Below are 25,154 nucleotides of genomic sequence, written 5' to 3'. Positions count from 1 at the left end.
CCGAGGTGTTTGACCAATTGCTTCTTCTTTAGTAAAACCTGTTAGAATCTCAAACGCTTTATTTACATATAAAATTATGGGATTGTCGGCTCCGTTGCAAAAATGAGCGATGGTTTATACTTGAATCTAAAATTATTAACTGAGATTTCAAATTGCGCTCAACGAAACCTGCAGCATTTAAATGGCGTCACTTTCATGGTGAAATAATCCTGCAATGTGTGCGCTGGTACTGTAAATACGGGATCAGTTATAGGGATTTAGAAGAAATGATGGCGGATCGGGGATTATCCATTGATCACACTAGTATTTACCGTTGGGTTCAGTACTATGGGCCTAAACTTAAAAAACGATTAGATTGGTATAAACAACGCTATGCCAGCCGTTGGCACCTTGATGAAACGTATGTTAAAGTCAAAGGCGAATGGAAATACTTGTATCGTGCAATCGATGAACGGGGCAATACGATTGATTTTTACCTTTCCCATCGAAGAAATACAAAGGCTGCAAAACGCTTTCTAAAAAAGCTCATTAAGTCTAACCCAACCTGCGATGTCAGTGTTATCAATACGGATAAAAATCCAGCCTATGGTCAGGCTATTAAAGAACTGAAGCAGGAAGGAAATCTGGCGGCTCATGTATGTCATCTGCAAATCAAATACCGCAATAACCGACTCGAAGCAGACCATGGGAAACTCAAGCGACTTATCAATCCAGCCAGAGGATTTCAATCTATGAAAACCGCCTATGCAACCATAAAGGGTTTTGAAATTATGCGAATGTTTAAAAAAGGACAGTTCAATAGATGGATGTACGGTACTCGTACGGAAGTATCATTTATTAATGAGCAATTTGGAATCTACAGCTGAGATCTATCCAGAAAATGCAATTTTATACAAGTTTTCATTTTTGCAACGGAGCCATAACTAATACTTTATTAGGATTGGAAAATGACACATTCATACTGTTATTCCCTTTAAGTCCACCATGTGGATAGACTCTAGTGTTCAACTACACGTAGCAGTGCTATTGTATACTGAAACTGAGCACTTTCTGGCACACCTAACATAATCAATTCGCCATGATTTAGTTTCTTCTCCTTTGTCAGCAAATCAAGCGTCGCATAGATAGAAGCACTGCCAATATTGCCTGTTCTGGTTAAACAAGTATAAAAAATATCCTCTGGCATATTAATTTTTTTATCCCGAATACCCTGTACTAGCTTTTCATAAAAATACATAGATGATATCAATAGGACTTGAACCCAGGATCAACGGATTAGGAGCCCGAAACCTTATCGTTGTAAAAAAGATTTTTCTGATATTTGGCTTTGAAGAGGACATTCCTTTTCCTTTTCTTTTATAATATTAAAACACCATGCCTTATCCATATATTCATCTACTATATTCTTTAAGCATGCCTCGTAGTTTTTAAGCCCTTCAGTCGTCTTAGGCCAAGATTCACGCTCGATTAAAGTTTTAGCCTTGTGATAATAAGGATTATCTTCATCTAGCTGTTCATTGATGTGCCAAAATACTTCGCCTGGTAATGTACTAGACTCTTTTTCTATAAATTTTTCTTCATCAATTTTTACCTCAACCTTAGGTACAAATGAGACACCAACATTAAAAAAGCGGTAAAGTAGATTAGTTTGTGGATTTCGAATAAGTCTGGACAGTTGCCTATCCTGAAGGTGAGTTATCTCATCGAACAAATTTTTGATGATAAATTTGTCTTTTAATTCGGCTGGTAATAATTGGGCTATATGCGCTAAATCAGCTTCCTGATTACTATGAATGATAATATAAGTTAAATTTGTACAACCAGTGAATGCCCGCTCTCCAATGCGCGTAACACTAGCCGGAATCTCTACCCTGGTTAAGTGCTGGCAATTATAAAATGCACCATCACCAATGGAAGTTACGCTGGCTGGAATCCTTAAAGTATACAAGCCGCAACCTTCAAATACACTATTTCCAATCGCAGTCACGCTAGCTGGAATCTCTACCTTGGTTAAGCTCTCACAATAAGAAAATGCACCATCACCAATGTAAGTCACACTCGCTGGAATCTTTAGGGTTTGCAGATTACACTCAGCAAATGCCCACTTACCAATGTAAGTCACACTCGCTGGAATCTCTACCTTGGTTAAGCTCTCACAATAACAAAATGCATTATCACCAATGGAAGTCACGCTAGCAGGAATCGTTAAAGTGTGTAGGTTGGTACAACTCTTAAATGTATGATTACCAATCACAGTCACGCTGGCCGGAATCTCTGCCCTGGTTAAGCTCTTACATTTATAAAATGCACCATCACCAATGGAAGTCACGCTCGCTGGAATTGTTAAGGTATGTAAGTTGATGCAACGGGCAAATGCACCATGACCAATGGAAGTTACACTTGCTGGAATCTCTACCCTGGTTAAGCTCTTACATTTATAAAATGCATCATTACCAATCGCAGTCACGCCTTTAGGAATCTCATAAGAGCCATCAGGTTGAATATCTTTATTATCAACTTTAAGGAGAGTTTGGCCGCTATCACTTAACTGCATATTTATTTTCTCATGATACTAATTTTAGCCGAAAATAGACTTCTAAGTTTTTTTATCGACTTATTTTAACATAAATTACCCAATATGGCAAAAAATTGAATAAAAATTTGCTTTCTAAAGAGGCGTTTTAAGCGATAAAAACTTAATAAATTTAACTAAATAAAAGAAATTTTATTGAATAGATACAAGAGGTTAATATGTGTTACAAAAAATAAAGTGGTTATATAATACTCTTAAAATGTTAGGCGTATGAAATTAAAAATCCAGTTGACTTTAAATAGGGCTCCGTTGCAAAAATGAAAACTTGTATAAAATTGCATTTTCTGGATAGATCTCAGCTGTAGATTCCAAATTGCTCATTAATAAATGATACTTCCGTACGAGTACCGTACATCCATCTATTGAACTGTCCTTTTTTAAACATTCGCATAATTTCAAAACCCTTTATGGTTGCATAGGCGGTTTTCATAGATTGAAATCCTCTGGCTGGATTGATAAGTCGCTTGAGTTTCCCATGGTCTGCTTCGAGTCGGTTATTGCGGTATTTGATTTGCAGATGACATACATGAGCCGCCAGATTTCCTTCCTGCTTCAGTTCTTTAATAGCCTGACCATAGGCTGGATTTTTATCCGTATTGATAACACTGACATCGCAGGTTGGGTTAGACTTAATGAGCTTTTTTAGAAAGCGTTTTGCAGCCTTTGTATTTCTTCGATGGGAAAGGTAAAAATCAATCGTATTGCCCCGTTCATCGATTGCACGATACAAGTATTTCCATTCGCCTTTGACTTTAACATACGTTTCATCAAGGTGCCAACGGCTGGCATAGCGTTGTTTATACCAATCTAATCGTTTTTTAAGTTTAGGCCCATAGTACTGAACCCAACGGTAAATACTAGTGTGATCAATGGATAATCCCCGATCCGCCATCATTTCTTCTAAATCCCTATAACTGATCCCGTATTTACAGTACCAGCGCACACATTGCAGGATTATTTCACCATGAAAGTGACGCCATTTAAATGCTGCAGGTTTCGTTGAGCGCAATTTGAAATCTCAGTTAATAATTTTAGATTCAAGTATAAACCATCGCTCATTTTTGCAACGGAGCCGCAATTTCTATAGTACTTATTTTTTCATTTCCATTTAAATTTATATAAATTTCATGTTTAAGCTGATTTTAACTTTAAACCTTCATCAACTTCATGGTCATTCTGTACATAGCTTAATTCTTTATGACCTCTTATTAAGGTATCTAATTTTTCTATTTCAGAATTAACACTGACTTCAATTGATTTCTGCTCAGCAAAAAAAGCATTGGATTGACGATAATAACTGACACCTTCTTTAACACCAACAACTGAAGCTAAACATACTGCAAAAGCGACAAAAGAGTAATTTAACAAGTCATTAACAGTTAATCCTGACTCCTCAAGGCTATTTCTATCCGAGGCATAATAATTTAAAGGTGCAAATGAAATTAATGCAGACATGATGGGTACAAAAGTATAAAAATTTCGTCCTTGCTGAATTGAACGTCTTATATCAAATACAAAGGGACAATGCGCTTTTACTTCTTTTATAAGCTCATCTCGTTGACATACAAACCATTCTGAATCAAAAACAGTTTGGATAATACCATCACCTTTTTCCTTATTAAATTTCTTTAATAGACAAGTTAATAGCGTTGTTCTTAATAAAAAATCTGCTTCTTTTTCATCAAGATCTGTTAATGCATCATTCTTCAAACAAGTGGATGGGTCTAAATATTGACGATAAATTATGTTACCAAGGCTATTTTCTTCCTCTGGAGCCAATTTAACTTCATCCTCCAGAAGCTTTTTTAGAGACGTATAAAAAACTCGCCGCTCATCTGAATCACCTAAATTGCATTTAAATTCAAGTTCGATAGTACTCTTTATCAAATATTTCTGCATTTGAGTTAACATTAGGGTAGCCTCAAAATTAAAGAAACTTATTGTATCATAATTTGTACTTTTTGTGTTAATTATGTACTCAAATGCTGTTTTATCAGCTAAAATATCTGAGTATGCCGGCCTTTATAGCTAGCCATACAGATAATCCATAAAGCAAGAATGTGCTCAGTGGGAACACTATCAAACAAGACAGGAGGCCCAGCAAGATATTTTAAATTACATTACAATGTTTTATAACAGCAATCGGTTACCTTCTTATTTAGAATATGAAAGTCCTAATCAATTTGAAAAACTAAATGAGGGTTTAATAAAGATTGCTTAACTGTGTTGTAAACATTTGCTTAACCACATCATTACGGCGGCGGATGATCACAATAATAAGTTAAGTTTTTTTGGTCTACCCATTTATAAATTGCAAAATCTGTTAAATCATTATTAATAAAATAGTCTTGTGAACTACTATTATTGACTTTTTTGAAAGTTACAGCAAAACCAGGTTTTAATATAATTTTCTGGGGGTGAACAGCTTCTATAGGTGTATTAGAATATCCAAAATATCCTGTATTTGTATTATAATATCCGTTGCTATTTATAGGAATTGTACCAGCTTTGCCTGTATAAGGATTAATATTACCTTTAGTAGACCAATTATCACTAATTGTATTATTAGGTGAGGTGCGAGTATAACTGTTAACCACTGTGCCATCTTGTTTAGTATATCCTTGTACAGTAACTTCCTTTCCAAATAGTGAAGGACAGTAATAAACTAAGCATACCAAAAATAATTTTTTTAAAAATTGATTTTTCATATTAAAAATTTTCAGTCCTTTGTTGAAGTATAGGTCAAAAAATTTTTATATAGATAATTCAAAAGGCTCTGTTGCAAATAAGAGTTGACTCAAAAAAATCTTAATTTTCGGCTAGATCTCAACTATAAATACCGAACTGTTCATTGATAAAGGCTACTTCATTTCGATTACCATACATCCACCGATTGAATTGTCCTTTTTTAAACATACAGATGATTTCAAAGCCTTTAATAGTGGCATAGTAGGTTCTCATCGATTGAAATCCAAGCGTAGAATTAATGAGCCGTTTAAGTTTGCCATGGTCAGATTGACCTTTCCCCTAAATTAGTACCACTTCTTCGATGAGCTTTATTAATTCTCACCCCACGATTTTTTATAAACTCATCTTTCAGCTGTTTATTAATAAATAGCGTTACATGTTCTTTTGTAAGACTTTCTGATAATTTTTCTAAGCTTTCCAAATCAGAAGTAGAATACTCGTAAAAATCAAGGTAAATATTTGTGTCAATGAATAAAGCCTTTTTTTGTAAGCCATAATACTTCCATGTTTAGTATATATGCTAAGTATAGATAAATATTAACTTACTAACTTTTTAAGATTGTAGTTAATGTACTGTAACTGAAAATATAATTTAAGATTTTTTATAAATACTTTTTTAATATTAATTGAAGATTTTCTACTACAAAGAAGAGTTCCTGAAAGAACAATTTCAGGACCTCCTTAATTACAGCAACACTTTTTTAACCTGCGCCCTTTTTATTTTTGCTAAGAGAACCTTTTTTAGTTAAAATATATTATTTTCAGGACATTATATAAATAAGTATGGCTAGAGAAGGTAAAGCAAAAGTTTTAACGGATGCGGAGTTTAGGCGGCTTTTAGCAGTGGCTAAAGATAGTACATTTACAATTCGTAATGTGGCGATGGTTTATTGCTCATTCGGTTTAGGACTACGAGCCAAAGAAATTGCCTCTTTAACTATTGCTGATGTAGCAGACAGTCATTACCGTTTATTAGATGAAATTTGCCTTAAGCGCGCCATGACCAAAGGTGAAAAGCAACGTTACGCTTACTTGAGTAATAAAAAATTACGAGAAGCTCTACAGGTCTATCTTCATCACTTAAAAAAAAATAACGTGGCTCGTCATAAGCCTTTCTTCCAAACACAACGGCGCAGCCGCTTTACACCCAATACATTACAAAAATGGTTTCGAAAACTGTATGACAAAGCAGGTATTTTAGGTGCAAGTTCTCACTCGGGACGACGAACCTTTATCACCAAACTGATTGAACAAGGTGTCGATATTAAAGCGGTATCAAGATTAGCAGGCCATGCTTCTATTGTTACAACCTCTATCTATGTCGATGATAACCCAGATAGGCTTAAGAGAATTGTGGCCAATTTAGCTTTAATCTAGAAATATGGGTTCAATAGCCATTTTTAATGGCTTCTAATAAACCATAATGGCCTCAATTAACACAACATAAATAAAAGAGATGATTTTTATGCGTTATTCAATTTACCTTACTAAGTTAGTTCCTTTAGCAGTAATGTTGTTAGGTGCAATTTTATTTTTTTATCCTTTACAATTAATCGTTCAAAAAAACATTGAGCCTTTGCGAAAACCAGGCGCTACAATCCCGCTTGCTTCTGGCTGGATTAAAGTAAAAAACTCTATTTTACCAACGATTAAATTTAATGAAGGGATCTTAGGTGGCCAGAGCGTAACAAGATTAGGAAATACCCTTTATCAAATTTCTAAATACATTCTTCCTATAGGTGTAGCAGTCACAATGATATTTAGTATTTTTCTAGTATTAGGATGGGAGTTGAAAAACTTGATTGAGAAAGGTTTTTATAAATCATTTAAAAACAAATGAAATAGCAAAATTATGTCGCCAATGAATGTGAGGCAATTTGAATTCATTTAATAAAGTAAAATATTTGGTCGCGGTAAAAATAGTTGGCCATTTTAGAAATGAACTTTAACCTATTTTTATTAAGAGTTTCGGATAGGAATGATGGAGTCATGATAGGTAGCTAAATAGTTAATGTGCTAAATTTAATGTTTATATCATACGCAAATGAGTCAAAACCACACTTCATACATTATCAAGCAAATTATAAAGCTAGTTAATTACTATCCCCGAATACCTCACAGGCTTATCCCCAGAATTTGTGAATAACTTGTTGCTGTCATGAAATAGTTAGATTAAATAAATACTAATAAGAATTATCTTTAACACTATTTTAAGCATAATAATCTTTATCTGTTGCTATCGAATCCCGGGTGTTTTGCCCAAACAGACCTTCACGGATATAAAGTACGAGCGGCAATGATTGAGCATCAGGCATATGCAAATTGACGCAAGGCGCAGCAAACAAAAAGTTACCGCCTATACGTCCTAACTGATAAGCGGCTAACCTTAGGCCTCACTAATTCAAGCAGCGCCTCCCAAGGCAATTGTTTTACTAAGCGCAAAAACCTATGATCGTCGGCAACCTTTAACAACCTCGCCTCTCCTGACCACTTGGCTAAACCCCAATATATCTAAACTCATGCTTCTTCTCTTTATAAAACACTTTACAACAAACCTAATAAAGTGCGTTGTTTTTAAGCCTGGATGATATATTCTGCGAAATCAAAATCAATACATACCCCTTACCCTCTTAACCCTGCTCGCCTATATCATTTAGCGACAGCAACTAAGCTGTTAGTCCTTCTCTTTTATAAAAAATGAAAATTAATTTCATTCAGGTTAAATTTTTTATTCACTTTTAACAGAGTCAAAGAAATTTAATAAAGGTAACAATTAGATAACATATAGATAACGATATGGATAACTTTAAGGTAACAAAAGGATAATATTAAAATAATTTATTTTTATCAATTTAAAGTCTTAATAGGTAACAAAGGGATAACGTAAGGATAACCACAAGATAACAATTAGATAACATTTAAATAACATAGGGGTAACATTAAGATAACAATCAAGTAACAAATAGGTAACGATTCATTATCAAAAACCAATTCGTAAATTAAATTAACAGACTATAAAATTCTAAAAAATTGAAAATAAATAATAACTTGCAGTTGATGTTTTTCTCTTATTTGTCATAATAATATAAACCACATATAAAAACGGAAAATGAAATGTCATCAATAATAAAGGAGAATGTGTTATCCCAACCAAAAATGTCAATCGCTCACGCGGCTAACTTTCTCAATATATCGGGACAAGCTGTTCACAAACAATTAAAATTAAAAAACATTAGTTGCTCGAGATTAGGTAACAAAATGTACCTAACTTATGCGCAAGCTAAGCAACTATTTAATATTAAATTTAATCACAAGGTTATAGTAGGGCAAATTGTAAAAGGGGGCACGGGAAAAACAACTAGTATCGCAAATGTAGCTAGTTGTGCTAATACCTACGGAGCTAAAGTATTAATAATAGATGCAGATCCACAAGGTAATTTAACAGATGCTTGTGGTATCGATGCTGAGGATAAGCCTGTATTAGTAGACGTTCTCACAGAAAATATAAAGATTACTGATGCAATAGTAACTGTTACTGAAGGTATAGATTTACTTCCTAGCCGCATAGAAAACGTAATTTTAGATAACGTTATCGTAAATGAAAGGATGCCCCTCGATCATCTTTATCGAGATATGTTAGCTCCAATCGCGAATAACTATGATTTTATCTTTATAGATTGTCCTCCAACTATGGGACAGGCAGTAACAGCTGCAAGTTTGTATGCAGACATTATACTAGCACCTTTAAATCCAGATAAATTTAGTGCTAAGGGTTTAAAAATACTAAAACATGAAATAGATACACTTAATAAAAGATTTAAAACAAAAGTTGCCTATAAAGTTTTTCTTAATAAATTTAGTAGTAAAACTATTTTATCTGAAAAAGCAATTGTTTCTTTGATTAATGATCCTGATCTAGAAGGACGTATATTAGAAACGACTGTTCAATTCTCACAAGAGATACCCAATATCACTGATAACAATAAAAATCTATTTAGCTCTCTTAAAAACAATAGCCCTATCAGAGATGATTTTGATCGGCTAACACGAGAGTTACTTGGGATAACACTGTCTCAGGTTAACAAAATAACGGATGATACTTTCGCAAAGGAAACGAGCGAAGCTGTAGCCTGAAAAGGAGAGGTAATAAATGCCACAATTATCCGAATTAATTGAAAAAAGAAAATTCGTTAAGAAAGAATATCGGCCCTGGGATCTCTCCGGCACGGGCACTGTTGATAGCAAAAAATTGGACTCTGAGCAAAAAGCTGAAAATAATGTAGTTGCTGATAGCAAAATAGTAAAAGCACCTAAAGATATTGAATCTGAATTTAATAATTCGATTGATACTAACCTTCCTGTAATAGAAGGGCACCCTAAAAGTAATGTAATAGATAACGTAAAAGGTAACATTTTAGGTAACGATATAGATAACAATAAGGTAACATACGAGCAACAATTAGATAACAAAAAGGTAACACTAAAAAAACATATAGGTAACAATGAAGTAACAAATGAGCAACAACTAGATAACAAAATAAATAACGTTTTAGATAACAATTTAGGTAACGTAGGGACTATAAATAATCTGGTCGATAATATTAAAAGACTATCCGGAATTCAAAAAATTATATTTTCTTATGTTATTAATGTTTGCTCTGCTAGAGGCACACTAGACACGGGAAATATCTTATCTTCAGATTTAGCAATATCTGCAAACTGCTCTACTGGAAGTATAAAAACCTCTTTAATTAGGCTTATAGAAAAGGGATTACTTTTTAGACTACAAGGTAAATCATCTAGAGGGGGTTATATAGTACTTGGTATCACTAAAGAGACTCAAGCTGCATCAATACAAGCACAACAAGCTATATTCAATCCGTTAAAATTACACGCTTATACAGATAACGTAATCGGTAACAAATCAGGTAACACCCATTATATAAGTAGTAGTAATAAAAATAATATTATTACTACTTTACCAGATGAATGGAAAAAAATTAATTATGAAGAACTTTCACATATTGGATTTTCTGAGACTCAAATCAGACAACTCTATGACAGTAATGCAACAGAAGCTCAAATAGTTCAAGATTCAATAAACAAATTTTCTTATAGCCTTAATTACAATGAGAAAACAAAAGCCTACACTGATCCTCTAAATGTATTAATGGGTATCCTTAGAAAAGGACAAAGGTGGATAGAACCAAATTATATCCCCCCAAAAGAATTAGCGTTACAACAGCTACTAGAAGAAGCACGTGCTAAAAAAGAGAGAGAAGAATTGATGATAAAAGAATTAGTTGATCTTGAATTCCCTAATTGGCGGCGAAACTTAACTGAAAAAGAGTATGATGAAATAGTACCTGAAAATGTAAGAAGCACTAATATTTCCGGAGCCATCCAATCATCTTTAAGAAATTATTTTATAGAGAAAGTAATTTTAACTAAGCTTGATAAATGAAAATTGTTTGATATGTATATATGCTAGGAGAAATAGAGCAAAAAATTAAGAGATATATTATGCAATCTAGCCTTACCATGACTTTATTTCATTGATTAATAAGGAAAAATTTATCCATCACTGTAATTAACTAGCTATTAATTTAAAGATAACATGCAGGCGATAACATATAAAACTAAAATTTTGTAATTTAGGTTAAATTGAATATGAACAGCTTTTCTCTAGTTGTTGAAAAGTATATTTAAGAAAATTAAAAATTTTTTGATAAATACCATTATTATTGATTCTCTAGGACCAGCTACATTTAAAACCTTTATATCATTCTGCTTAATAAACTCCTGTATATTAAATAAGTTTTCTTCCTCAGATTGTGAAATATCGATGATAAGATATGGTTTTTCCTGTACTGAAGCTTCATTGATTGTAAATGCAGTACCACTATCTTTATTGGCAGGCGCGCGCAAGCCAGTTAGGATTTGATGCGAAAGCCTTTATAGAGCGGCGAGATAAACAACCTGCTCATTCGTTTCTTTCCGACATCAAAGAGAAACTACTTGTTTTAGTGAGTAAGCTTAAACGAGAGGCCAAACCCTCAGCGCTAGAGGCCGCTTTAAGCTGCGTACAAGTTGCCACCGAAACGTTAAGTCAGCGAACCGCCATTTTTTCAGAAAGGGAACTATTAACGGAAGCGATGAAGCATAGCCTGATTTATCCTGAACGCGTGTCACAACAAGCTATTATTCAGGCGATTGACCATGAAATAAAATGCCAATCATTTTATGAAGCAAGATGTAACGACCGTGGGGAGCGATTGCTAACCACCCCTTGGTTGTTGACCTTAGAAGCAGAAACCATAGAACGAATTGAGCGCAACAAAGGGGCCGTTCCTGCTCTAGCTTCCCTTCAAACGGTCAACGCCTTTCAAAAAGAACACGCACCTTGCCTGCCTTATCCCATGACACGCTCACAAAAGAAGCGATGAGTGCGCTACTCACAAGCAAAGACCGCTATACAGCAATTCAAGGGTATGCAGGCGTTGCCAAGACCTCCATGCTCGCGGAAGCGGCGTTATTAATTAATGCGCAAGGTTATGAGATGCGAGGGGTGACAGTGGCAAGCTCTGCCGCGTTTGAATTGCAAGAAAAAGCAGGCATTAAAACAGATGTCTTTCCACTGGTGCATCAAGAACTAAAAGCTGCTCCCACGGCGTCGTTATCTAAAACGCTCTTTATTGTCGATGAAGCCTCCATGCTCTCTTCTCATCAAGGCCACGAGCTTATTAAGCACATTGAACGCACCGGCGCAAGGCTTCTATTGGTTGGAGATACGGCACAATTGCCCAGTGTGAATGCAGGGCGGCTCTTTGGACTTACGCAAGAGTATGGGATTAAAACGACAGTCATGGATGAAATAGTACGGCAAAAAAATGAAACACTTAAAGAGGCGGTGATGGCAGCAACCCAAGGGCAGGTGAGCGCGGCAATCGATAAGCTTGATGTGAAAGCGTTGGCAACACATGATGAACGGGTTGCTTGGATTGCGAATCATTGGCTTGCTTTAACGCCGATAAAACGTGAGAAAACATTATTGTTTGCGCCAACACATGCCAATCGCGAGTCCATCACCCAGTTGCTTCGCCAGGGGTTAAAGCAGGAGGGTACCTTAGAGGGTAAGCCTTACAATCAAACAATTCTTAAAGCGAAAGCGATGGAGCCCATACAGCAGCGTTTTGTTGCCTATTTTCAGAAAAACGATACGCTACGTTTTAATCAGGATTTTAAAAAAAATAAGATTAAAGCAGGTCACTATTATACGGTTGGTGAAATCAGCAAAAAAAATCGCGACAACAATGTCTTGCCCTTGATAGATGAGCAAGGGAAATTAATTAAATTTAATTTACGAGAGTTACCCCAGTATAAAACACACACAGCCCCTTTTGAACGGCCCCTTGAAGTGTATGAACCCAAAAAGTTAGAGCTGTTACCCAATGATAAGGTGATGTGGACTCGTAATTTTAAATCAGATGCCATTCGCAATGGTCAATGTGCGACGCTAAAAGATATTAAAGAAGATATCTTTTATTTTATCACTAAGGAAGGGCAGCAATTAGCCCTTGAAAAATCACATCCTGCGTTAAACCATCTTGATTACAGTTACGTGCTGACTAACTACAAAGTTCAAGGAAAAGATGCACCCTTTGGTGTTGGTTTAATGGAATCGGTTCATCGATTTGGCAGCACGCTTAATAATTTTTATGTCCAGATTTCAAGAGCGGTTCACGGGATGACTTTAGTCACCGACAACAAAGAAAAACTCATTAACGCGATAAGACAAAATACCACTGAAAAACCAGCAGCACTTGATATGACCACGAGCACGCAATTAATGCGCCATGAACAAGGGTTTCATGACAAGAATGAGCATTCTCTGCAAGCCGTTATTACTAAAAAAATTGAACTGGAATCGTTGGAATTAACCGATTGCAAGCGTTCAGCGATGAATCATGATTCACTTTTAATTAAAAGAGAAGTAAGTGACATAAGTAAGGATTTTAGTAAAGAATTAGAACTATAAATGAGGGGATTTTCCATGGCGCGTTTAACGATTTCATTGCCTGATAAGGTGCATAGCCGCCTATCAGCACTAGCAATTAAAAATAATGAATCCCTATCCAATATTATCAATCAATTAGTTCAAGTTGGACTCTATCATTTTTTTAGTGAAGAAGGGCATTCTAAAGAAACAAATGCCATCGAAAAATATTGCCATCAACTTATTATTCAGATGAATGCCCTAATTAAAAATATGTCTGTTGAATTGTTAAAGTTAAATCGAGACGATTTAGAGAAATTACAGCTTGCAGCCGCTAACAAATACCGTGAGCTTAAATCTAGTTCTTATGAAAATCACTCGTAACACGTCATTTTATGGTGAAGCCGTGGTGAAATTTCTGGTGAAGATAAAAAAGCGACGCGCTAAAAGCTATACAGGGTAGGGAAGTAGCCGTTTTTTTGCTTCACCAGATACTTCACCAGGTGTTCACCGTGGTTTTAGGTGAAATTGTTAATTAAAAATTTAAGAAGTACTTATGGGTAAAGGCATTTCGGGGCATAGGTTAACCATGCGAAAGGTGTGCTGGCTATGCAATAGCCCTCTTAATATTCTTCTAGATTTTTTGCTCGTTTTATTTAGGCTAACTTAATTTAAAATTTACAGCGCAAGCCAATTGCGCGTTTGTGATTGATTAATATTAAAATGCCTATAGCTATTATTTTTTAGTGTAAGGTTATAGGTAATTTGTTAAAATTACTTATAGTAAAAATAATAATTTTCTTATGTATATTTTTTTAGATGAGTCAGGGGATTTAGGATTTAATTTTGAAAAAAATAATTCAAAATATTTTTGTATCACTTTACTTGTCTGCCATGATTCAAATACTTTCTTTTCATTTAAAACAGCGATTAGAAGAACATTGGTTGAGAAGCTAAACCAGAAAAAAACTAAAAATAAAATTTCAGAATTAAAAGGTTCTAACACTACCGCTGCTATTAAACAATATTTTTATCGACAACTAGAAAAATTTTCTCATCAAAATTGGGGTATTTATAGTATTGTTGTTGATAAAGTTCATTTATATTCTCAGGTTAATGATGTAATTGAGCCGCATCGATTATATAATTTACTTTGTCATGAAATCATTGATAGGGTGGACTTTTCTTTTTCAGATAAACATATCCAACTTATCGTTGATAAGTGCAAAGGTAAGCGCGAAAGGTCAGTATTTGATTGCTTTCTTAGAACTAGTCTTGAATCTAAATTACCCCTTAATGTGTCTTTTAATATATTACATGAGCTATCACATAATAATTTTGGACTTCAGGCCGTTGATTTATTTTGTTATGGCATCGTTCGTAAACATGCGTTAAATGATTTAGGCTGGTATGAAGCATTTTCAAGTAGGATTATTGAGGAAGTTAGATGGCAACCGAAACTGAAATAAAAAAAGACGGCGCCCGCTATGTCTTTTTCCTCCAACTCATATCCCGCGATTGCGGGGAGCATTGAAGGCACATAACTAGGTTTTACCCGTCTTAATTATATTATAACAAAAATATAGAAATAATCACAGTATCATTGCCTAAATTTTATACTCAAGTAATTTGTTATTAAGTCTGGTTATCACAGTAATCAGACTTAGAATAAATTTTTATTAGGCGGATTCAACAAGCTAATGCAACCACCTTTTCTTCATCAGCTGTCTGCGGTAAAAATAACATAGCTGGTGATTTAAAGCCTAATGTTTTTCTAGGTCTGTCATTCAATTTTTCCATAATTGCTTTTAAGTGTTCATCAGTTATGGATTCAAAGCTTGCGCCTTTTTTTAAGTATTGTCGTACCAATCCATTGGTATTTTCATTAAGTCCACGTTCCCAAGATGAATAAGGATGAGCGAAGAAAAAATCGGAATTTAACTGCTCGGTTATCTTCTCATGATAAGCAAATTCAGAGCCGTTATCAGCTGTAATGGATAAAACCGAGTTGGTATATGGTTTTAAAGCATCTATCGTGGCTAAGCTTACGTTTTCAGCGGTTTTCTGGTTAACCTTTTTAAGGATAGTAAACTTAGTCTTTCGTTCAACGATTGAAACGACAGCATGCTTACGATTCTTGCCAATAAGGGTATCAATCTCCCAATCACCAATTCGCGCTTTTTCATCAACGATTTTAGGTCTTTCATCAATGAATCGCCTGTTTCTAATTGGCCCTTGACGTTTAGGGCCACCATAGCGCTTACGATACTTCTTTTGTTGATGCCTTAAGTGTTTAAATAAGCTACCGCCGTGCTTTTTATCCGTTAAAATAAACTGATAAATCCACTCATGACTTAAGCTAAATAACTGCTTGCGTTTAGCATAGCCGCTAATTTGTTCAGGACTCCAGTCCTGGCTTATCTTTTCCCTAATAAACTGCTTAATCTCCTCATTGACTTTGATGTACTTGGGCTTATCTCGTTGCCTATCATCCGCATACTTCTGCGCGTAATTTGCCTTATAGGTCCAATATCCTAAGCGCGTGCGAATAAAGGTTAGATTACGATTAAGCTCCCTACTAATCGTTGACTTATGGACCCCTAGCTCATCGGCTATTTGTTGCTGCGTATAACCTGCATGCACAAACGCTTGAATTTTACACCGCTTGAGATAATCCAAATGCTTGTAACTCATTTACAACTCCTGTACTAAAACAGCAGGAAGTTTACTCTCTTATCCTGCCTCTTTTATATACAAAAGTTGCACTAATCTGTTGAATCCAAGTTAGGCGGTAATGCCCTTATTCTATGACCTTAAGATATTATCAATTCCACAATATTTAAACGCTTTATTCTAAATCAACTTCGAATTTATAATTCTAAAATTAAGGTAAGTCAGAATACTCCCGCCCAAGGCTCTGCGTCATGCTCTTTTGGGCGACCGCAAACCCATTTGCTAGCCATTGAAGAAGCCATTAGTCATCATTGCACTACTGCTTGGGGCAAGCTTCGCAAACAAGAATTGGTTGTTCATTACCTGTCTGTCTTTCCCCGCACCAATCGCTTTGATGAGCAGCTTAAGGCTTATTCTAGGTCCATTAGTTTTCGCCTAATTAATCCAACCGATGATATAAGACAATTAACGGCATTTGCTAAACAAGCATTAAAGCGCCTTTACAAAGAAGGTATTGCCTACCAGAAAAGTGGTATTATGCTCGCTGAACTTACGCCTAAGTCACCTGTACAAATGGATTTATTTAATCAACCTTCGGATACCGCACTGGTTAAATCTGAAAAACTCATGACGCTCATAGAGTCTATTCATAAACGATATGGCGCACGTTCAATTCGGCTTGCCGCCGAAGGGTTTCAAAAGCAATGGACGATGAAGCGAGAGATGAAAAGCCCCTGCTATACCACGCGCTGGACTGAATTACCTGTCGCTAAAGCATAATAAGGCAAGATTAATACTATTTAGCACATTATTTTTTTTAGTTAAGTATATATTCCACCCTCAGCATTTAAGCCACATTCTCAACGCCAATTACCTAATCTAAAACTGTTCTATTTACATTATATTGTTATTGGTTTGTTCATCAATGTCGTTGAATTTGGAGTGCTTATTTAACTAATCAACAAGTTAGAGGCCATACCCTTTTTTTGCTTTTAGGAATATTCCTTTTTATTTATCTGCATGTCTGAATTAATAACAGCATCATCAAGATTTTCCTGGCTTACTGGACTGAAAAAACTAAAAGAATAGGTACTATTAGCCTCAACCTTTTCTTCTAAACTATCGTTTCCAAAGCTATCATCATCACTTGAAGTATCAGCATGATGGTATTTTTCAGATTCTTTAAAAAATAAAGTAGGATTAGATAAAGAGAAATCTTGCTCAAAATTTTTTAGGTTTTCTGTTAATAATTTCCACTGCTCATGCCGCGATTTCAAATGAGCGATAAGGGCTTCTACAGAATAATCTTCTGGCTCATCTGGGGAGGAAAGCATAGCTAAAATAGTTTCCCTGCTCGGCTCATCCTCTGTGTACGCTAAGCATTTTTCCAACATTATTCTTTTGTGAATTGAAAAAGAAGATGTTATGGTATTTCTAATAATTGATTCAAATACTTCAAAAGGAGTATCTGCAATTAATTTAATCATTGCAAACTTTTCATTCTGAAAATTTTTAGAAGCTACAAAATGCTTTGATAAAATATCTTCACTAACACCTTCGTAATTTTCTTCTACATAATAAGGAATTTTTTTTAAAGTCAATAATTCTAATGGTTTTTTTAGCATTTCAAAATCAAGTGCCTCAGCCATATCTAAACCAAACGCTAACAATTTATTATCGCTCTCTGCTAAGCCATAATTCCCTGAATGAGTATCGGTCTGACCTATAAAATACCAGATAATGAATACAGAGATGAGGCCTTTAACTCGTAATGCATCTTGATCAGATAAACCATCACATCCTTCAACAAAATTTTTTATTTTTCGACTAGAAACAAAAAATTGATTATTGTCTTGGACAATTTCCATGTCTAAACCATAACCCATTAAATATTGAAATATCTTTGCGCAAGCTAATTCAACTTGGGCTGCATATTCACTACGGCGATATAATATAAAGAATTCATTATCAAAAAGAGGATGATCGTCAATAAAATGATTAGGCAAGGCTGTGTAACCATAATTAAGGCCCTGTTCAGGGGAACCAAATTTAAGCTGAACGTCTTTAAAATCTGTAATAAATTTATATTTCATAGTTAATTAATAGCTAAAAAACGTCAATTATATACTATTTGAATTTTTTTAAAACTTAATTTAGCCGATTGAGAATTCTAATTAGCTTTTACAAAAAGTTGTTAAGAATCTTATGAAGTATGCTATAGACCATCTGTGGAAATACGTGGTTTCGCTGATCTTCGAGTACGTAATTAAGTTTTTTTACGTAGAAGTAGAAAGCCTATATACTTTTTTAGCAAAAGTTGGAAGTGCATCCATTAAGTCTGATTAATTTTATTATTAGACCTTTCTCGACTTGAAAGTACACTTATTTAGGTGTATTATTTAAAATAAAACGAGTTAGTTGTGATTACCGACGTTCTAATAACAAAGCAGGCGCTTAAAGATTTAAAGCGTGCGCCTAAACATTTACAAGAAAAATTTCGAGCATGGCTAGTAGCGATTAATAAAATAGGCCTTACAGAAACAAGAAAGAGCCCTGGTTGGCATGATGAGCCATTAAAGGGTGACCGGGCAGGCCAACGTTCAATCCGGCTAAATAAACAATGGCGTGCAATTTATATTCTTAAGAAAGATGGCACAATCGAATTTATCGAGGTAATGGAGGTAACACCACATGACTACTAAAAGATCTCAAGCCGTTGATGCACTTGTGGCAACACAAGATATTTGGGAGGCCATGACCTTTGGTGGACTTATTCGCTCTTTACGCTTGAGTGATGAAATGACGCAAGTTGAGTTAGCTAAAAAAATTGGGGTTTCAAAACAATTTTTAAGTGATGTTGAGCATAATAGAAAAGACATTGGGATCAGCTTTGCTAAGAAAATTTCTGATGCCTTAGGGTATTCAATTGAACCTTTATTAGAATTATTAATTCGAGATCAATTAAGAAGTCAGCATTTAAATTATATAGTAGAGTTGAGAAAGGCATGTTAACCACTTGTTAATCGGGTCTAATAATAAATAGTTAAAAATACCTTGAATATCTATCTTCTAGTAGATAGAATAGTGTTTATGAAAATTACAACCATGCAAGAAAAAATATTAAATGCTGCTGAGAACTTGATTCAAACGATGGGTTATAACGCGTTTAGTTACAAAGATATCGCCCATGCAGTAGGTATTAAAACCTCTAGCATTCATTATTATTATCCTGCCAAAGAGGATTTAGCTACTGCAGTAATTGAATGGCATTTGGAGCGGGTAAGTGTCTTGCTGGACGAATTAAACGCTAACAATAATTTGTCCCTGCAAGCAAAGTTATTGAGCTTGGTAGACATAGTTATCTCATTGACTATAAGTAATGATTTAAAAATGTGCTTAGGAGGTATGCTGGCATCAGATGTAATTTCATTGCCTGAGAAGGTGAAAAAGAAAGTATGTATTTTTTTTGACACATTAGAGCGGTGGATAAGAGAAACACTTAGTAAGGAAAAAAAAGCTAATAGCTCATGGAGGAATCTTTATACGGTCAATGATTTGGCGAAATATTTGATTGTACAACTAGAGGGTGGGTTACTTATGACGCGCTTATACAAGGATTTTTCTTATATAGAAACGGTAAAGAATTTTATAAAAATAACTCTTTAATTTTTTTAACTAATTAATCTATCTATGGGTAGATAGATTAGCAAATTGGAATACTTATGAAACAAAAAATTTTATTAACGACATGTCTTTTAACGTTGGGATTGATAAATTCTAATTATGCAGGTGAAATGATGACGAATTCAAAAAAGATTAAAAAAGCAACTTTTATAAAACTATTAAGTAAACCAGAAGCTCAATCACAGCTAGAGCAATTCTTGCAAAAAGGGGCGCTACTCGTTCGGCAGACAGAGCCTGGTACACCGCTGTGGTTTGGCTTAAAGGATGGTAATAGTTTGGCTATTTTTGATGTCTTCTTTGATGACAAAGGTAAGGAGCAACATTTTTTAGGGCAGGTGGCTCATGCTTTAAAAGAAAATGCTAACGCGTTAGTACAAGGTGGTTGGGAAAAAGGTGTGTTACAAAATGTGAATCATTTTGACATTATTGCTGCAAATCATTTCTCAACGGCTCAAGTTTTAAAGACAAAGGAAGTGTCCTTTATTATCTTCAAGGCAAAGCCAAGCAAAAGCCAAGCGGTTGAAGCTTTCTTAAAAGAAGCAGCCCTGCTTGTGTCTGAAACAGAGCCTAGCACTTATTTCTGGCTGGCTTTGAAAGCTAATGAAGATACGTATGTAGTATTTGATGCTTTCCCAAGTCAAAGTGCTCAAAAAGCACATTTTTCAGGGCAAGTAGCTGCCAAACTTCAAAACAGTGCTGGTGAATTGATCGTAGATGGCTGGGAAAATGGTGTTTTGGCTAACGTACATAATTTTGAAGTTATAGCTGTTTCTTAATACTGAGCTACATTTTTCGGAGTCTTTTAAGTAAGTCTGATTATCACGGTAATCAGACTTAGCGCAAAAATTTACGAGGCGGATTAGTTCATTAATACCCTACTTCAAGCGATTAACATGCCTTTCTCAACTCTACTATATAATTTAAATGCTGACTTCTTAATTGATCCCGAATTAATAATTCTAATAAAGGCTCAATTGAATAACCTAAGGCATCAGAAATTTTCTTAGCAAAGCTGATCCCAATGTCTTTTCTATTATGCTCAACATCACTTAAAAATTGTTTTGAAACCCCAATTTTTTTAGCTAACTCAACTTGCGTCATTTCATCACTCAAGCGTAAAGAGCGAATAAGTCCACCAAAGGTCATGGCCTCCCAAATATCTTGTGTTGCCACAAGTGCATCAACGGCTTGAGATCTTTTAGTAGTCATGTGGTGTTACCTCCATTACCTCGATAAATTCGATTGTGCCATCTTTCTTAAGAATATAAATTGCACGCCATTGTTTATTTAGCCGGATTGAACGTTGGCCTGCCCGGTCACCCTTTAATGGCTCATCATGCCAACCAGGGCTCTTTCTTGTTTCTGTAAGGCCTATTTTATTAATCGCTACTAGCCATGCTCGAAATTTTTCTTGTAAATGTTTAGGCGCACGCTTTAAATCTTTAAGCGCCTGCTTTGTTATTAGAACGTCGGTAATCACAACTAACTCGTTTTATTTTAAATAATACACCTAAATAAGTGTACTTTCAAGTTTGGTTAGGCATAATAATAAAATTTATTAGGCTTAAGATTGAATTTTAAGTGCGGGAATGCAGCTTTTAAAGTCAATATTTCTTAATATCTTCTAAGCTCTTATTTAATAACTAATAATTATTTTATATCCTCAAAGTCTTTATCGCTGCAAATCACTTATGCATTTTTTAACCTTAAGTTTTACGATAGCCAATATTAACGTTAATTTAATTTTTTCTTAATAATAATCTAGTAAAATCATTATAATTTAATCAATTTGTATATTTTATGAGAGTTCCAGTTGAAATTTCCGGAGAGATTCCCCAACAAAGTCCTGATTTACAAGAGAACCAATCGAAACTTTTAGTCAATTTTAATGAAGAGCTGCCCAATGGAAAAGTATCAAAAAAGGAAATACGCACGCCTATTAAACGACAAAAGGGTATGACTTGTACACTATATGCAATGAGAAGAATAGCTTTTTTCAATAGCTTAGCAGATAGTAAATCTATTCAAGCTTATACAGAGTTAAAAAAAGCTTTGTCTGACTTTAAAATGACAGAAACTTGTTTTAAACATTTAATTCATACAGCAAATAAAATAATAAAAGATTTTGATCTTAACCTTGAAAAAGCCTTAATTAAAAATTTAAGTTTTATGCATTCCTACTCAAAAGCAGGAAGTATGTATAGGTTTAATTTATCGCCTATCGAATTCTATAATCAGCTAGATTTATTTCCAAAGTGGGTAATTCTCTATAGTATTTTAATTCAAAGAATATTAGCTCCTCTATTTAGTTTACAACAAACAGATTGGCATCCCAGTAAAGGAATGGATGCGCTTCGTGATTCGTTAAGTAAAAAAGGGGCTCACTTTTTTATGGGAAAATATGGGACATGGTGTTATAACAAACCGCCGAAAGAATATAAGGATCTATGCACCTCAACTCGGAAAGTATTATATTTTGATAAAGACAGTTATCAAGCTGATGAAGCTATGTTCACACATGGAATTATTGTTGATCAAATTAAAAATATAAATGGTAAAAATATGGTCTTTTATAGAGATCCAAACTATCCATCTTCTCCAGGTAAAAAAGAAAAGGTATTTATGCTAAGTTATGAAACCTTTGTAAAAAGGCTAACAGACTTTCGGGGTTTAAATTTCCAATCAAATGAATGCTCTTCAGAAGAAAAATTTGGATTAGTAAGCTGTATTCCAGAAAAAATATATAGTATTCGTTAACTTTGAATATGTTATTTTTGCCTCAAACAAAGAATAAAGAAAGTGCGGTTGCATTAGCTTGTTGAATCTGCACCTGAACTCAACAGATTAGGTCTGATTAGCCCAGTTATCAGACTTAAAAGGTAAAATTTAATATTGATTTTAGTATTGTTAATATCCTTCTCCCGAGGGTTTAAAATTATTATCTTAAATAATTTTATTTTGGAGCATAGTTTTTTGATTTGGGCATACTTAATGGAAGGTATCCATATTGATCTTCTATTCTAGAATTACCTGCTTTTATACTTTTATGTAGTGGCAACACAATATTCAAAAAAAATGAAGGGTTTGTATATTCCGGGTTTAACTCTGTCTTGGCATTTTGGGCTTAGTTTATGAGGCTCTTAAAAGAAGAATATTAAAGTAGTCATAATGTAAGTCCTTGTACTCTTTGATTTAATTTCAAGATATCTTCAACCATTGACCTTAAATCATAGTTTTTACCTCGAACTATATACTTTATCTGGTTCTCATCGAAAATAATTTCTCTTAAATAATTTTCTTTATTTATTTTCTCTCTCCGTTCATCCAAACTAGAAGAATGAGCAAAGCCTAGAGTAGATACGTCCGAGAAGTAAGCAGTATTAATCAATCTCTCATCGAAGTGTTCAATATGATCCCTAAGCTCTCGGTCATTTTCATTAAAAGAAAGCAAACCCTTACGTAGCATTTTTAAGTGTTCTTTGATTTTATCTTTTTCATCATCTGAGCCAGGAAATTTGTTTTTACCTTTAAATCCATCCCCTTTCCAATAAAATAATTTAGAAATATTTGCATGACTTACAATACAAGAATGAATGTTTCTAAAAAATCTATGTTTTTCTTTAGCTGTCCGTAGAACATAATCCTGTATCTCCTCAAAACTAGATAATTCAGTCGGTGAGTTTTTAAATATTTTAATATATGCTCTTAAATTATCCTTCGAGCTCTCAAATGCATCAATTGCCATCGTACACTGCAGTTCAAATTCCATATTTATAACTAGGATAAGATTTCCAAAATTATGTGCTGGCAAGATTGACTTCCTTCATAACTTATATATTTATATAGCTTAGTATTTTCTATACCAATCATCTTTTCAAATACTTGATTTAGTAACTTTGAAGAGTTCTTTTTGTCCATATATGGGTTTCTTCCAAAACTTGTTTTTGATACAAAATTCAAGAATATTATTGAAATTTTTAGCAAATATTAAAAAATGAAACAGTTTAGAGTGATTATAGTAATTAAGTCGTCTATTAAGAGAATGATTACTATTTAAATAAAACTAAAATTTAAAAGAAGAGATAAATTCTAAATTTTAGATAACGAGATGAGCGCTTCTACTCTAATAAGCATATTAACAGTTGATATTTATGCTAGATTATTTATAGAGCATAGGCTAATTAAAAATTATATATGAGCGAATGTTGGTACCTAAGGATTTAAAAGGAGATGAATTAGAGGATATATTTCAGCTGCTCAGCTTAGAAAACTTAAAGGGAGTTATTTAGTGAATAATTATTCTATTCTTATCTGCAACATACTTAGAGTAGAGTTATTAAAACCTAAGTTTGCTCCTTGCTACACGGAACCATTATCAAATACATTTAATTATATTAAAAATAAAATTGACCATAAAGTTGCCATTGATTTTCATAATTTCGAAATCCAGATTTCCATATCGACAGACAAACCAGTTTCTTTTAATGATTTACGCGATGAGTTTCTATGCCTACATGAATTATTTATGCTATTACTTGGATACTTCCCTGATATCAAAGAAATAAATATTTTTGGTGAAAATGAAAGTAACAATGATTATCTGAAAGAAAAATCCCAAAAATTGCATGAAGATTTACTTAGCTGTTATTACTCTTATAATGATATAAAAAAAAATTGTACCTGTCTGATAGATATAGCCACTTTCGATTATAAACACACTATCCTAAAATGGATTTCTTATAGGCATAAGTATAATTTACAGCATAGACTTTATTTATATACCACTTCTGCCATAGAGTTTTTAATTGACCTAAGATTGGCATTGCTTAGCCAAGTTTTTGAGCCTATGTTTCAGGTATTCTGTCAAAGGAAAAAACCAAAAATATTTAAGAATATATTACAGGAAATAATATTAATAAAGGGAACTCATATTTTTGAAAAAGAGATCAATAACAAGAAACTTGTCCCAATTATCGATAAAATAAAATCTAATAGAAATCAATTATTTCATGTTAATAAAATGAAAAATATACCTACTGGTGCTGAATGTTTATGTCTTTTTCATAAGCTCAACCTTTTATATAGACATTCACTCTTATATCACTTAGAAATAAATTTTGAAGATTATTCATTTAATTTTAAAAATTTAATTAAGCTTATAGAAGCCAGTTTTAAAGAATGTTCATAAATTCTATTCTAAATTATTTTAGTGAACTTTGATTTGCGTACAGTGATTACGAACCACTTTAGGGATAATTGATGGCTCTTTGCTATTTTAAAGCAATATTCAGTAACCTATCCTTTTATAAACACTACACGCTAGATTTTCTACCTAGAGGTAATATATTAATTCAAACAAATGTTATGTATTTTTAAATAAATGGATTAAGCACTGATGTTTTATAATAAATCTACTTGATATAATTTTGACTGATCGTCATAATCAAGTCTTTTTAAATA

General features: G+C 33.9%; 29 protein-coding genes and 1 pseudogene. 17 read left to right on the top strand and 13 right to left on the bottom strand.

Annotation, left to right across the window (positions count from 1 at the left end; all coding sequences use genetic code 11):
• A partial coding sequence (locus tag DYE47_RS16705) for a PAS domain S-box protein (RefSeq protein WP_425324458.1) occupies positions 1 to 75 on the bottom strand: 75 nt, incomplete at its 3' end.
• A 77-nt stretch (positions 76 to 152) separates the two neighbouring features.
• On the opposite strand from DYE47_RS16705, the gene DYE47_RS15905 reads away from it, so the two are divergent.
• A complete protein-coding gene (locus DYE47_RS15905; protein ID WP_115304410.1) occupies positions 153 to 866 on the top strand; it encodes an IS6 family transposase in 714 nt (237 codons plus the stop codon).
• A 131-nt stretch (positions 867 to 997) separates the two neighbouring features.
• Here the strand turns inward: DYE47_RS15905 and DYE47_RS15900 are convergent, their stop codons facing one another.
• The 4 genes from DYE47_RS15900 to DYE47_RS15885 all read right to left on the bottom strand — a co-directional run bounded on the left by DYE47_RS15900 (position 998) and on the right by DYE47_RS15885 (position 4,492).
• A complete protein-coding gene (locus tag DYE47_RS15900) occupies positions 998 to 1,237 on the bottom strand; it encodes a 3-oxoacyl-[acyl-carrier-protein] synthase III C-terminal domain-containing protein (protein ID WP_115304412.1) in 240 nt (79 codons plus the stop codon).
• Positions 1,238 to 1,291: 54 nt separating this feature from the next.
• Positions 1,292 to 2,554 (bottom strand): leucine-rich repeat domain-containing protein, encoded by a 1,263-nt coding sequence (locus tag DYE47_RS15895; protein ID WP_115304411.1) that lies wholly within the window; start codon positions 2,552 to 2,554, stop codon positions 1,292 to 1,294.
• A gap of 334 nt (positions 2,555 to 2,888) precedes the next feature.
• Positions 2,889 to 3,602 carry an IS6 family transposase gene (locus DYE47_RS15890; RefSeq protein WP_115304410.1) on the bottom strand — a complete coding sequence of 238 codons (714 nt, stop codon included), beginning with the start codon at positions 3,600 to 3,602 and terminating at the stop codon, positions 2,889 to 2,891.
• Positions 3,603 to 3,724: 122 nt separating this feature from the next.
• Positions 3,725 to 4,492 carry a hypothetical protein gene (locus DYE47_RS15885; protein WP_131750122.1) on the bottom strand — a complete coding sequence of 256 codons (768 nt, stop codon included), beginning with the start codon at positions 4,490 to 4,492 and terminating at the stop codon, positions 3,725 to 3,727.
• 145 nt (positions 4,493 to 4,637) lie between these two features.
• Here DYE47_RS15885 and DYE47_RS15880 point away from each other — a divergent pair.
• Positions 4,638 to 4,814 (top strand): annotated as a pseudogene (locus DYE47_RS15880) (IS3 family transposase); the annotation flags it as partial.
• A 31-nt stretch (positions 4,815 to 4,845) separates the two neighbouring features.
• Here the strand turns inward: DYE47_RS15880 and DYE47_RS15875 are convergent.
• Positions 4,846 to 5,301: a hypothetical protein gene (locus tag DYE47_RS15875; RefSeq protein ID WP_115304408.1), complete on the bottom strand. Its 456-nt coding sequence runs from the start codon at positions 5,299 to 5,301 to the stop codon at positions 4,846 to 4,848.
• Positions 5,302 to 5,603: 302 nt separating this feature from the next.
• A complete protein-coding gene (locus DYE47_RS16700; protein WP_160149932.1) occupies positions 5,604 to 5,810 on the bottom strand; it encodes a PIN domain-containing protein in 207 nt (68 codons plus the stop codon).
• A gap of 314 nt (positions 5,811 to 6,124) precedes the next feature.
• On the opposite strand from DYE47_RS16700, the gene DYE47_RS15865 reads away from it, so the two are divergent.
• The 4 genes from DYE47_RS15865 to DYE47_RS15850 all read left to right on the top strand — a co-directional run bounded on the left by DYE47_RS15865 (position 6,125) and on the right by DYE47_RS15850 (position 10,805).
• Positions 6,125 to 6,718 (top strand): tyrosine-type recombinase/integrase, encoded by a 594-nt coding sequence (locus DYE47_RS15865; RefSeq protein ID WP_115304407.1) that lies wholly within the window; start codon positions 6,125 to 6,127, stop codon positions 6,716 to 6,718.
• Positions 6,719 to 6,806: 88 nt separating this feature from the next.
• Positions 6,807 to 7,181 (top strand): hypothetical protein, encoded by a 375-nt coding sequence (locus tag DYE47_RS15860; RefSeq protein ID WP_115304406.1) that lies wholly within the window; start codon positions 6,807 to 6,809, stop codon positions 7,179 to 7,181.
• 1,274 nt (positions 7,182 to 8,455) lie between these two features.
• On the top strand, positions 8,456 to 9,475 hold the full coding sequence (locus DYE47_RS15855; protein ID WP_115304405.1) for a ParA family protein: 1,020 nt from the start codon (positions 8,456 to 8,458) through the stop codon (positions 9,473 to 9,475).
• 16 nt (positions 9,476 to 9,491) lie between these two features.
• On the top strand, positions 9,492 to 10,805 hold the full coding sequence (locus DYE47_RS15850; protein WP_115304404.1) for a hypothetical protein: 1,314 nt from the start codon (positions 9,492 to 9,494) through the stop codon (positions 10,803 to 10,805).
• Between the two features lie 221 nt (positions 10,806 to 11,026).
• On the opposite strand, the gene DYE47_RS16695 is transcribed toward DYE47_RS15850, so the two are convergent.
• On the bottom strand, positions 11,027 to 11,269 hold the full coding sequence (locus tag DYE47_RS16695; protein ID WP_160149931.1) for a YpsA SLOG family protein: 243 nt from the start codon (positions 11,267 to 11,269) through the stop codon (positions 11,027 to 11,029).
• Here DYE47_RS16695 and DYE47_RS16470 point away from each other — a divergent pair.
• The 4 genes from DYE47_RS16470 (at position 11,233) to DYE47_RS15830 (ending at position 14,806) form a co-directional block, all read left to right on the top strand.
• A complete protein-coding gene (locus tag DYE47_RS16470) occupies positions 11,233 to 11,787 on the top strand; it encodes a hypothetical protein (RefSeq protein WP_242604271.1) in 555 nt (184 codons plus the stop codon). The genes DYE47_RS16695 and DYE47_RS16470 overlap by 37 nt on opposite strands.
• A complete protein-coding gene (locus DYE47_RS15840; protein ID WP_242604270.1) occupies positions 11,745 to 13,379 on the top strand; it encodes an AAA family ATPase in 1,635 nt (544 codons plus the stop codon). Before DYE47_RS16470 ends, DYE47_RS15840 begins: the two co-directional genes overlap by 43 nt.
• Positions 13,380 to 13,394: 15 nt before the next feature.
• Complete coding sequence (locus DYE47_RS15835) at positions 13,395 to 13,721, top strand: hypothetical protein (RefSeq protein ID WP_115304402.1); 327 nt, start codon at positions 13,395 to 13,397, stop codon at positions 13,719 to 13,721.
• 419 nt (positions 13,722 to 14,140) lie between these two features.
• The gene (locus tag DYE47_RS15830; protein ID WP_115304401.1) at positions 14,141 to 14,806 is read left to right on the top strand and encodes a DUF3800 domain-containing protein; all 666 of its coding nucleotides are present in this window, start codon (positions 14,141 to 14,143) and stop codon (positions 14,804 to 14,806) included.
• A 220-nt stretch (positions 14,807 to 15,026) separates the two neighbouring features.
• Here the strand turns inward: DYE47_RS15830 and DYE47_RS15825 are convergent, their stop codons facing one another.
• Positions 15,027 to 16,031, bottom strand: a complete 1,005-nt coding sequence (locus tag DYE47_RS15825) for an IS30 family transposase (RefSeq protein ID WP_115302438.1) — start codon at positions 16,029 to 16,031, stop codon at positions 15,027 to 15,029.
• A 126-nt stretch (positions 16,032 to 16,157) separates the two neighbouring features.
• Here DYE47_RS15825 and DYE47_RS15820 point away from each other — a divergent pair, with 126 nt between their 5' ends.
• Positions 16,158 to 16,790 carry a DUF4113 domain-containing protein gene (locus DYE47_RS15820; RefSeq protein ID WP_341273409.1) on the top strand — a complete coding sequence of 211 codons (633 nt, stop codon included), beginning with the start codon at positions 16,158 to 16,160 and terminating at the stop codon, positions 16,788 to 16,790.
• A gap of 212 nt (positions 16,791 to 17,002) precedes the next feature.
• Here DYE47_RS15820 and DYE47_RS15815 read toward each other — a convergent pair whose 3' ends face one another.
• A complete protein-coding gene (locus DYE47_RS15815) occupies positions 17,003 to 18,103 on the bottom strand; it encodes a hypothetical protein (RefSeq protein ID WP_115304399.1) in 1,101 nt (366 codons plus the stop codon).
• 327 nt (positions 18,104 to 18,430) lie between these two features.
• On the opposite strand from DYE47_RS15815, the gene DYE47_RS15810 reads away from it, so the two are divergent.
• From DYE47_RS15810 to DYE47_RS15795, 4 genes are all read left to right on the top strand, one after another.
• A complete protein-coding gene (locus tag DYE47_RS15810) occupies positions 18,431 to 18,712 on the top strand; it encodes a type II toxin-antitoxin system mRNA interferase toxin, RelE/StbE family (RefSeq protein WP_115304397.1) in 282 nt (93 codons plus the stop codon).
• Positions 18,702 to 19,022: a helix-turn-helix transcriptional regulator gene (locus DYE47_RS15805; RefSeq protein ID WP_115304398.1), complete on the top strand. Its 321-nt coding sequence runs from the start codon at positions 18,702 to 18,704 to the stop codon at positions 19,020 to 19,022. Before DYE47_RS15810 ends, DYE47_RS15805 begins: the two co-directional genes overlap by 11 nt.
• Positions 19,023 to 19,100: 78 nt before the next feature.
• Complete coding sequence (locus tag DYE47_RS15800; protein ID WP_242604274.1) at positions 19,101 to 19,676, top strand: TetR/AcrR family transcriptional regulator; 576 nt, start codon at positions 19,101 to 19,103, stop codon at positions 19,674 to 19,676.
• Positions 19,677 to 19,732: 56 nt separating this feature from the next.
• Positions 19,733 to 20,470 (top strand): putative quinol monooxygenase, encoded by a 738-nt coding sequence (locus DYE47_RS15795; protein ID WP_242604275.1) that lies wholly within the window; start codon positions 19,733 to 19,735, stop codon positions 20,468 to 20,470.
• Between the two features lie 112 nt (positions 20,471 to 20,582).
• On the opposite strand, the gene DYE47_RS15790 is transcribed toward DYE47_RS15795, so the two are convergent.
• Together DYE47_RS15790 and DYE47_RS15785 are read right to left on the bottom strand one after the other, a co-directional pair.
• Entirely contained in the window at positions 20,583 to 20,903 is a 321-nt protein-coding gene (locus DYE47_RS15790) for a helix-turn-helix transcriptional regulator (protein WP_115304398.1), read from the bottom strand.
• Complete coding sequence (locus DYE47_RS15785) at positions 20,893 to 21,174, bottom strand: type II toxin-antitoxin system mRNA interferase toxin, RelE/StbE family (RefSeq protein ID WP_115304397.1); 282 nt, start codon at positions 21,172 to 21,174, stop codon at positions 20,893 to 20,895. The genes DYE47_RS15790 and DYE47_RS15785 overlap by 11 nt, the downstream gene beginning before the upstream one ends.
• 320 nt (positions 21,175 to 21,494) lie before the next feature.
• On the opposite strand from DYE47_RS15785, the gene DYE47_RS15780 reads away from it, so the two are divergent.
• The gene (locus DYE47_RS15780; protein WP_115304396.1) at positions 21,495 to 22,451 is read left to right on the top strand and encodes a hypothetical protein; all 957 of its coding nucleotides are present in this window, start codon (positions 21,495 to 21,497) and stop codon (positions 22,449 to 22,451) included.
• A 406-nt stretch (positions 22,452 to 22,857) separates the two neighbouring features.
• On the opposite strand, the gene DYE47_RS15775 is transcribed toward DYE47_RS15780, so the two are convergent.
• Positions 22,858 to 23,505 (bottom strand): hypothetical protein, encoded by a 648-nt coding sequence (locus DYE47_RS15775; protein ID WP_115304395.1) that lies wholly within the window; start codon positions 23,503 to 23,505, stop codon positions 22,858 to 22,860.
• A gap of 477 nt (positions 23,506 to 23,982) precedes the next feature.
• On the opposite strand from DYE47_RS15775, the gene DYE47_RS15770 reads away from it, so the two are divergent.
• Positions 23,983 to 24,882 (top strand): hypothetical protein, encoded by a 900-nt coding sequence (locus tag DYE47_RS15770; protein WP_115304394.1) that lies wholly within the window; start codon positions 23,983 to 23,985, stop codon positions 24,880 to 24,882.
• Positions 24,883 to 25,154: the final 272 nt, after the last annotated feature.

The organism is Legionella beliardensis (genome assembly GCF_900452395.1).
GTDB classification, from domain to species: domain Bacteria; phylum Pseudomonadota; class Gammaproteobacteria; order Legionellales; family Legionellaceae; genus Legionella_C; species Legionella_C beliardensis.
Note: the sequence above shows the minus strand (reverse complement) of the source record. Positions and strands in the feature narration are given on the sequence as shown.

Excerpts from the sequence above, each read along its gene's own strand:
- DYE47_RS15875 (WP_115304408.1), bottom strand. The coding sequence starts at position 5,301 with ATGAAAAATCAATTTTTAAAAAAATTATTTTTGGTATGCTTAGTTTAT.
- DYE47_RS15780 (WP_115304396.1), top strand. The coding sequence starts at position 21,495 with ATGAGAGTTCCAGTTGAAATTTCCGGAGAGATTCCCCAACAAAGTCCT.
- DYE47_RS15855 (WP_115304405.1), top strand. The coding sequence starts at position 8,456 with ATGTCATCAATAATAAAGGAGAATGTGTTATCCCAACCAAAAATGTCA.
- DYE47_RS15850 (WP_115304404.1), top strand. The coding sequence starts at position 9,492 with ATGCCACAATTATCCGAATTAATTGAAAAAAGAAAATTCGTTAAGAAA.
- DYE47_RS15815 (WP_115304399.1), bottom strand. The coding sequence starts at position 18,103 with ATGAAATATAAATTTATTACAGATTTTAAAGACGTTCAGCTTAAATTT.
- DYE47_RS15805 (WP_115304398.1), top strand. The coding sequence starts at position 18,702 with ATGACTACTAAAAGATCTCAAGCCGTTGATGCACTTGTGGCAACACAA.
- DYE47_RS15800 (WP_242604274.1), top strand. The coding sequence starts at position 19,101 with ATGAAAATTACAACCATGCAAGAAAAAATATTAAATGCTGCTGAGAAC.
- DYE47_RS15865 (WP_115304407.1), top strand. The coding sequence starts at position 6,125 with ATGGCTAGAGAAGGTAAAGCAAAAGTTTTAACGGATGCGGAGTTTAGG.
- DYE47_RS15900 (WP_115304412.1), bottom strand. The coding sequence starts at position 1,237 with ATGTATTTTTATGAAAAGCTAGTACAGGGTATTCGGGATAAAAAAATT.
- DYE47_RS16470 (WP_242604271.1), top strand. The coding sequence starts at position 11,233 with ATGCAGTACCACTATCTTTATTGGCAGGCGCGCGCAAGCCAGTTAGGA.
- DYE47_RS15790 (WP_115304398.1), bottom strand. The coding sequence starts at position 20,903 with ATGACTACTAAAAGATCTCAAGCCGTTGATGCACTTGTGGCAACACAA.
- DYE47_RS15795 (WP_242604275.1), top strand. The coding sequence starts at position 19,733 with ATGAAACAAAAAATTTTATTAACGACATGTCTTTTAACGTTGGGATTG.
- DYE47_RS15835 (WP_115304402.1), top strand. The coding sequence starts at position 13,395 with ATGGCGCGTTTAACGATTTCATTGCCTGATAAGGTGCATAGCCGCCTA.
- DYE47_RS15860 (WP_115304406.1), top strand. The coding sequence starts at position 6,807 with ATGCGTTATTCAATTTACCTTACTAAGTTAGTTCCTTTAGCAGTAATG.
- DYE47_RS15825 (WP_115302438.1), bottom strand. The coding sequence starts at position 16,031 with ATGAGTTACAAGCATTTGGATTATCTCAAGCGGTGTAAAATTCAAGCG.
- DYE47_RS15895 (WP_115304411.1), bottom strand. The coding sequence starts at position 2,554 with ATGCAGTTAAGTGATAGCGGCCAAACTCTCCTTAAAGTTGATAATAAA.
- DYE47_RS15885 (WP_131750122.1), bottom strand. The coding sequence starts at position 4,492 with ATGCAGAAATATTTGATAAAGAGTACTATCGAACTTGAATTTAAATGC.
- DYE47_RS15830 (WP_115304401.1), top strand. The coding sequence starts at position 14,141 with ATGTATATTTTTTTAGATGAGTCAGGGGATTTAGGATTTAATTTTGAA.